The sequence below is a fragment of the Coleofasciculus sp. G3-WIS-01 genome (assembly GCF_040223135.1).
Taxonomy (GTDB): Bacteria; Cyanobacteriota; Cyanobacteriia; order Cyanobacteriales; family Coleofasciculaceae; genus Coleofasciculus.
Map to the genome: position 1 here is coordinate 1 of NZ_JAVJZI010000121.1, position 7,556 is coordinate 7,556.

General features: G+C 50.0%; 5 protein-coding genes and 1 pseudogene. 3 read left to right on the forward strand and 3 right to left on the reverse strand.

What is annotated here, in order from left to right; translation table 11 throughout:
* Positions 1 to 120 precede the first annotated feature (120 nt).
* Both RIM23_RS12155 and RIM23_RS12160 read right to left on the reverse strand, forming a co-directional pair.
* Positions 121 to 276: a hypothetical protein gene (locus RIM23_RS12155; RefSeq protein ID WP_446367398.1), complete on the reverse strand. Its 156-nt coding sequence runs from the start codon at positions 274 to 276 to the stop codon at positions 121 to 123.
* Positions 277 to 711: 435 nt separating this feature from the next.
* Positions 712 to 1,440, reverse strand: coding sequence for a Uma2 family endonuclease (locus RIM23_RS12160; RefSeq protein ID WP_446367400.1), 729 nt, complete (start codon positions 1,438 to 1,440; stop codon positions 712 to 714).
* A gap of 287 nt (positions 1,441 to 1,727) precedes the next feature.
* On the opposite strand from RIM23_RS12160, the gene RIM23_RS12165 reads away from it, so the two are divergent.
* The 3 genes from RIM23_RS12165 to RIM23_RS12175 all read left to right on the forward strand — a co-directional run bounded on the left by RIM23_RS12165 (position 1,728) and on the right by RIM23_RS12175 (position 7,285).
* A complete protein-coding gene (locus RIM23_RS12165) occupies positions 1,728 to 3,488 on the forward strand; it encodes an efflux RND transporter periplasmic adaptor subunit (RefSeq protein ID WP_446367402.1) in 1,761 nt (586 codons plus the stop codon).
* Between the two features lie 46 nt (positions 3,489 to 3,534).
* Positions 3,535 to 3,984: a FixH family protein gene (locus RIM23_RS12170; RefSeq protein ID WP_446367404.1), complete on the forward strand. Its 450-nt coding sequence runs from the start codon at positions 3,535 to 3,537 to the stop codon at positions 3,982 to 3,984.
* A gap of 133 nt (positions 3,985 to 4,117) precedes the next feature.
* On the forward strand, positions 4,118 to 7,285 hold the full coding sequence (locus RIM23_RS12175) for an efflux RND transporter permease subunit (protein ID WP_446367406.1): 3,168 nt from the start codon (positions 4,118 to 4,120) through the stop codon (positions 7,283 to 7,285).
* On the opposite strand, the pseudogene RIM23_RS12180 reads toward RIM23_RS12175, so the two are convergent.
* Positions 7,282 to 7,556, reverse strand: a pseudogene (locus tag RIM23_RS12180) (hypothetical protein); the annotation flags it as partial. The gene RIM23_RS12175 and the pseudogene RIM23_RS12180 sit on opposite strands and share 4 nt — an antisense overlap.

Sequence of the window (7,556 nt, forward strand, 5' to 3'; positions counted from 1 at the left end):
CCCTCTGGAGTTATCTAAATTAGGCTCAATACTTGGTAGTTTTCTACGGGTGTTTGGTTTAAGTATTGCCGCAAGGATAGATAATTGTAAGGTGTGTCGCGGAACTAAGAATCCCCGCACTTATAGGGCGGGGAGTGTCAATCCTAGGCTATTGGTGCTTTTTCCCCACACCTCGACTGTCAAATATGTCGCTCCCAATACCCCTACTACAGCAACACCCGATAAGAGCAGGGGACGCGACTGTTGATGCATCCAAGATGTTAGATGCTTGAGCATAATTAAAACCTCACCATTAATTCTTTGCTTGGGTTTGGGACTCTACTTCAAGTTTAAACTCTCCAGTTAGGTGGAGTGTCAACCGGGAAACTCTGTTCCCATCGTGGGCTTCCGCGATGGGGTTTTTGTGAGATTCTGAGCCATGTGCCAGTAACGATACGGCTGGCTTTCTCAGGGGTCAGACCCCTCACCGACATCACCCCGCTCCTCTATTCCTTCACGTCCATTCATGCTTCACCCCTCAACTGAAGTTCCCCATGCAGATGTACGACACAGGGCGTAAAACCTGATCGGGTAGTGGACAAAAGCGCTCAACCCCTTCAACAATCGTACATATAGCAATCGCCATAGCGGTTAGGACACATCATTTGGTTCCAGACGTTGCCTGCAATGCGATCGCCTTGCTTGCCCAAAATCTCCTTTCCCAAAGCCAATTCAGTCGGGCAACTCTCCAAACCGTTCCCGATATCGATTCAACAACGATTCCATTTCCGTTAACTGTTGTTCGGCTTGGGTTAACTGTTGTTCGGCTTGCACTCGCTGTTGTTGTTCTTGTTGAGCGACTTCTTGGGGTATGGGAATTAACTTTCCCTCGGCACTAAAAAAGCGCAATTTCGACTCATAAATCCCTAAATATAACCCCAACTGCTTGCTCCATAACCACCCTTGCTGATTCAGGGGCAATTCCTCGTACTCCCCATCGACTAAGTGAAATCCTTTAAACTCTAAGCTATTTGGATCAAACCAGAAATAGTCCGGAGTCCGGAAAATATCTTGGTATAGCTGCTTTTTTAAACCTCGATCAGTCGCCGCCGTCTTGGGAGAAAGAATTTCCACAATCACATTGGGATACTTCCCATCTTCCTCCCAAACTACCCAACTTTGGCGCGGGAAGCGTTCAACTCCTAACACCACAAAAAAATCCGGTCCCCGGAACTTCTCCGACTTACGCTGACGGGGAGAATAGTAAATCGTCAGATTCCCAGAGGCATAGAAATCATTGCGCTCTCGCCACAGCCATTCCAAACAAGCGATGAGCAATGTCATTTGTAGGCGATGCAAGTCAGTTTCCAAAGGAGGTTCGTCACTCAGTAGGTCACTGGGGGGAAAGACTATATCATCCCATAGTTCTTCGGACGTTTCCAACTCTTGCGTGAAGGACATGGCAGTTCCACAATGCGAGTGCGATAAATCTAGTGTAGTGCGAAAGTGGTTAGCGGCTAGAGTCGCCGTGCAGCAGATGTTTTAAACCTTTACTCATTCACTTAAGGCTGGTGGGCAATGCCCACCCTACAGTATATCAAGGGTTTAGGCGAGCCAAAAATGCCAATGTTCAGTGTAATTCCTCTTAAGATATCCGCCCAGTCAGGATTTCATTCGGATTTCATAATTAACTGATACTTTTGATATAGATACGATTCTTCAGTAGTCTGATCCAGACTGAATGTCTTATGTCTCTGGAACCTCCCCTACCCCATTCGGATACTAACGAGTATCGTCCCAACGCTCCAGACGCTTCATCTGAAAATCCAGACCATTTAACCTCCAAACCAGACAAAGAAAGGCTACATCCGTTTAGCCGCAAGAAATACGGACGGGTTTTATTCGGTCTGGGAGTCTTCGCCGTACTCAGCAGCAGTATTTTCCTGATCACCGATCAAATCAAACCGACTAACTCTATGGCTGAGATGGAAGGTCATGATATGTCGGGGATGTCTCACGATGACATGATGCAGGTGAATGGTGCGTTTAACCCGATTCCGGTGACGGTAGAGGTGGTGCAGCCTGAAGAATTTGAGGCAAATGTGTCCTACACCGGATCGATTATGCCCTATCAGGAAGTAGTTGTCTATCCACGGGTTGCAGGACAACTAACAAACTATTCAGTTTATCCCGGCGATCGCGTCAAGGCGGGACAAGTGTTGGCTCAACTGGATGCAACCGAACGCTCGACGGAATTGGCAGAAGCCCAGGCGGAAGCGGATGCGATGGAAACCTCGTTACGGGCGAGCCAAGTCCAGATTGAAGAACAAACCCAAGAAATTGCCCGCTTGCAAGCCGAACTGGATTATTTACAGCTACGACAGAATCGCTTTGCTACCCTAGTCGCCGAAGGCGCGATCGCCCAAGATGACTTGGATATTGTCGCCTCTGAAGTGAATGCTAAACAGGCGGCGATTAAGGGAGCTAAAGCAAGACGGGCAAGGCTAATCGCCCAAGTGGATCAAAATCGCGCCAAGGTGGGTCAAGCGCGAGCGGAGGTGAGTACAGCGACGGTAATGCAAAGTTACACCACATTGCAATCCCCAATTAGCGGCATTGTTCAAACTCGTATGGTCGATCCGGGCGTTGTCGTACAGCCCGGTATGGGCGTGGTGAAAATCGGGGACTATTCCCAGGTACGACTACAGGCTAATGTGGCACAGCAGGATGCCGGATATATCAGTGTGGGTACACCGATTCAAGCCGAGATGCCGGGCGTAACGGATAAGCCCTTGACAGGTGAGATTACTAGCATTTTCCCGCAAACCAACAATGACACCCGCACTGTGAGAGTTGAAGCGATGATGGATAACCCGCAAGAGCGTCTGTTATCCGGGCAGTTTTTGGATATGACTATTCTCACCAATCGTAAGGCAAATACGATATCGGTTCCTCGAAACGCCGTGGCGGAGTTCGATGGCGAGCAGTCGGTGTGGATGATAGAGGAAAATCGGGCGCAGCGGCGTGTGGTTGAGACAGGGATGAGCAGTGGCGATCGCATCGAAATCACCAAGGGACTTAAAGTGGGCGATCGCGTGATTACCTCTGGGGATAGCCGTCTGGTTCCTAATGCTCAAGTGACGGTGGTGGATGACACTGGCGATCCCGTACCGATGTTAGGGGATAGTAGTCAGGACAAGATTGAGGTTGCGATCGTTCGCCCTGATCCCACCAAGAGATTTAACTCAGGGGGGGCTGAACTCATCCTAGAAGTGCGTGATCCCAAGACTCAGGAACCCTTACCCGCTAAGGATGTGACGGTAGATGTCACCATGCCCATGCCCAATATGCCGCCAATGACCACAATGGTGGAACTAGAACCAACGGACAAACCCGGACAGTTCCAGGTCAAAACTCACTTTGGCATGGCGGGAGAGTGGCATATTAAGGTCGAGGTTAAAGACCCCGATTACGCGGGTCAAACTCTGCTCACGGTGCCGGTTAAGTAGCATTGTAAGACCACGATTGTTCATTCTAATTAACGTAGTGAGGATCATGAAAAAACTTCTTTTGCTCGTGCTGACAATCAGCGTTTTAACCACCGCTTGCAGTAGTGCTAATCAAGTGGAGAGTGAAGTAGAAACGGATGCAGCTACTGCTCCGACAACCGAAACGATGGCATCCTCTGCCGAAAATGACGTAATCATCACCATGGTGTCTCCTGAAGATGGCACTGTGCCGATGGGTGATGCGGAATTCGTGGTCGAGGTGATTGATCCCGCTACCAATGAACCTGTAGCCGTCGAGGATCTACAAGTCGATCTGTCTATGGAAATGGAAGACATGGAGCCAATGACAGCCATGACTAAGGTAGAACCTGATACTCAGCCTGGACGATACAAGGTGATGACTAACATGGGTATGAAAGGAAAATGGATGATGGCGGTGAAATCGACTGATCCGGCTATGTCTGGGCAAGAAACATTTGATATTGAGGTGAAGTAAACTGTGACAACTTGGTCAGGGCGGGTTTAGTTAAGTTAGTGGTTTGAGCCGGAGCGTTATCGGTAAAACCCGCCCCTACTTGCCTCAAAAATCAATAATGCCTTGAAAATTCAGCTCCCCCAGCTCTGCCATGATCAAAACCTTTCTCACCCGTTGGTCGATTAAGCATCCGGTAATTGTCGCTGCTCTGTACATCGCGGTGCTAGTGCTGTCCGTACTGACTCTAATACTCCTACCGGTGCGGATGATGCCCTACGTGGAAAGTCCATTGGTGTCGATTGTTACCATGGCATCAGGTTCCTCGCCCACAGAAGTTGAAACCTATATCAGCAAGCCCATCGAGCAGCGGCTGACGGTGCTGGACAATGTGCGGTTTATTCGCTCTAGCTCCCAGCAAGATATGTCCTTAGTGACGATTCAATTTGCCTGGGGAGACGATATCAATCAAGCGGTGCAGTCTGTGCAGAGCATCATGACGGCTGCTGAGGGAGACATTGAGCTAGATGGCTTGAATTCCCGTTCCTACTGGGTATTGCCGATTGATCCGCTGAACCGTCCGGTGCTGACGTTGGCGCTACAGGGAGACGGATGGGACCCGGTGCAGCTACGGGAATTTGCTGATAACACCTTGGTTGATCGGCTAACTCAAGTGCCAAATGTCCAGGCTGTATCCATCTTCGGTGGCTATCGGCGACAGCTTCAGGTGGTGGTGGATCGACAGAAGCTAGCCGCTTACGGGTTATCGATTTTGCAGGTGCGGGATGCAATTGATGCCAATAACGTCAGCCAAGGGGCTGGGGTGCTGACGCAGAGTGACTCGGAAATCCTGGTGCGGGTGGATAAACGGGCGCTGAGTGCGGCGGATGTGATGGATTACCCGGTGCTGGAGCAGGATGGGCAGGTGGTTTACGTCCGAGATGTGGCTACCGTAGAAGATACGTTTGAGGAACGGCGCAGTGGCTACCGCTACAATGGCGAGGCAGCTTTAGCCGTGAATGTGATCCAGAAGCCGGATTCGAGTTCCCCGAAGGTGATCAAACAGGTACGGGCAGAACTGGAGCAGATTCAGGCAGAGTATCCGGGTCTTAGCTTTGCAGAAGCTTATGATAACTCCTATTTGGTCAACATTATCCTCGACAGTACCTTCCAAGAGCTGCTGATCAGCGTGTTGCTCGCCGGGGTGGTGATCTTAATCTTTTTAGAAGATTTCCGCGCCACGGCGCTGATCATGATCTCCATCCCTACCTCTCTGGCTCTCTCCACCTTGCCTTTTATTCCCATCGAGATGTCCCTTAATTCCTCCACCCTGATTGGCATGATGATGGCGATTGGGAAACTGGTGGATGATTCCATCATCGTCATCGACTCCATTGATCGGAAACTACGGGAAGGGTTACGCCCCCGACAAGCGGCAATTCAGGGAACGGGGGAGGTATTTCTGGCAAGTGCGGCGGCAAGTTGTGTGATGATTGCAGCATTGTTGCCAACGATTTTGGCAGGAGGGTTGACGGGATTGATGTTTGTGGGCATTGTGTGGCCCATGGTGTTTGCTTTTATCGCCTCGCTGATTGTGTCGGTAACGCTGATTCCCCTAATTGCAGCATTTGTACTCAAGCCACCTCAGCAAAGACGCCAACGACAGACGTGGTTACAGTGGCTGTTGACCCCGGTGCGGGTAGGCTTTGAGAAACTAGAGCAGGGCTATGGTTGGCTGCTGGAGCGCTGTATGAACAATCGGGAGGTGACGCTGGCGATCGCAGGATCTGCTATTGTGTTTGCGATCGCACTTTATCCGTTTGTGCCTCAAGAAATGATGCCGCTGGGGGATTCGGGTCAGTTTATGGCATCGCTGGAGATGGAACCTGGCACGTCTTTTGCTAAGACTGACGAGAGTACCTATCGCTTTGAGCAGATTTTACTCGCCCAACCGGACATCGACAAAGTGTCCTCCCAAACGGGGTTTGAACTGACCCGTAATAGTACCTATTTCAGCGGTTACAGTATGGGCAGCGTTAACTCCGCCTCTGTGATTGTCACCCTCAAGGACGATCGCAACCGTGACATCTGGGACATTATGGATAGCGTCGAAGCCGAAGCCCGCCGTACTATTCCAGGTTTGCGCCGCATTGCTTTAAAGGAGATGGGTGTTGACGTAATGGCAACGTCTGCGGCTCCGATTCAGCTAGCGGTATATGGTGAGGATTTAGATATACTCCATCGTTTAGCTAAAGATGTACTCCGCATCGCTGAAGATACGCCCGGTTTAGTCATGCCCCAAACCAGTTCAGCCCTAACTCAGCCAGAATATCAGATCAAAATCGATCGCCGCCGCGCCGAAGAACTGGGAATGAATGTGCGGATGGTGGCAGAACAAGCCCGCTACGCCCTCACAGGTGGCTTTACCCGCCGCTATTATAACCGTCCCAACCTGCGGCAAAATTCGATTCTGGTGCGCTATGAGGAGGAAGAACGTGGCACCCTGAGCAATCTGGCAAACACGTACATTACGACACCGATGGGACAACAGGTTCCCCTAAAAACCGTTGCTACCTTAGAACGGCATAATGGTCCCACATTGATTGAGCATATTAATGGTAAACGGGTGGTGTACGTCAACGGCTACTACCGGAAAGGCGATCCTGCTTCCATGGATTTATCAATGGCGATCGCAATGCGGGCGGGAATGGAGTTACAATTTCCGCCCGGTTATGGTATTGATTCCATGGGTGACATGACGGATATGATGATCGAGTTTGACCGTTTGCTTAAAGGGTTGATTGTATCGCTGATTTTAATTTATTTAATTCTCGTCATTCAGTTTGGCTCTTTCATTCAACCTTTGGTGATGATGCTGTCGGTTCCCCTGCAATTAGTCGGTGTCTTCGGCGGATTGATTTTGGCAGATCAAACCCTTTCAAGCGTCTCAATTCTGGGCATTATTATCCTATCCGGTTTGTCTCTATCCGCAGCAATTCTGCTGCTAGAGTTAATCCTCGCTAAACGAGAAGAAGGGGTTCCCCGCGATGTGGCGATCCGAATGGCAGGTCCTGTCCGGTTAAAAGCGATTACCATGACAACATTCACCACCGTTATCGTAATTGTGCGGCTGGCGTTCTTTCCAGAAATCGGTATGGATGCCTATTCCCCCATCGCTACCGTAATTCTAGGGGGACTTTTACTCTCCACCCTGTTAACCTTGGTGGTAGTGCCGGTGGTGTATTCCTTCATCGATGATGCTACTGAATGGCTGAAGCGGCGTGGGCGGCGACGGCGCATGGCTCAACATCCAGATGTGATTTAATCTGAAGTTCCTCCCAGCCAAAAACTCAGATCAACTCCGCTTTTGCACCAGATCGCTATTCCTCTAATCGCTCGCATCAATGGACATTTCTTTCCTTTGTGGACATAAGTGTAACCGTCAGCTTTCCAGATTAGCTCGAAATACTTCCAGTTGATGCTTTGCAGTTTCCCTTTTGCTGTAGTCAAGTCAAAGACTCGACCAGCTCTCACTGTCACTCGCCCAATGTGCGTTCCTTGATTTTTCCCGGTGGGGACAATGGCGCGGACAATAT

Coding starts and splice junctions, on each gene's coding strand:
- RIM23_RS12155 (WP_446367398.1), bottom strand. CDS start 276: ATGCTCAAGCATCTAACATCTTGGATGCATCAACAGTCGCGTCCCCTG.
- RIM23_RS12160 (WP_446367400.1), bottom strand. CDS start 1,440: ATGTCCTTCACGCAAGAGTTGGAAACGTCCGAAGAACTATGGGATGAT.
- RIM23_RS12165 (WP_446367402.1), top strand. CDS start 1,728: ATGTCTCTGGAACCTCCCCTACCCCATTCGGATACTAACGAGTATCGT.
- RIM23_RS12170 (WP_446367404.1), top strand. CDS start 3,535: ATGAAAAAACTTCTTTTGCTCGTGCTGACAATCAGCGTTTTAACCACC.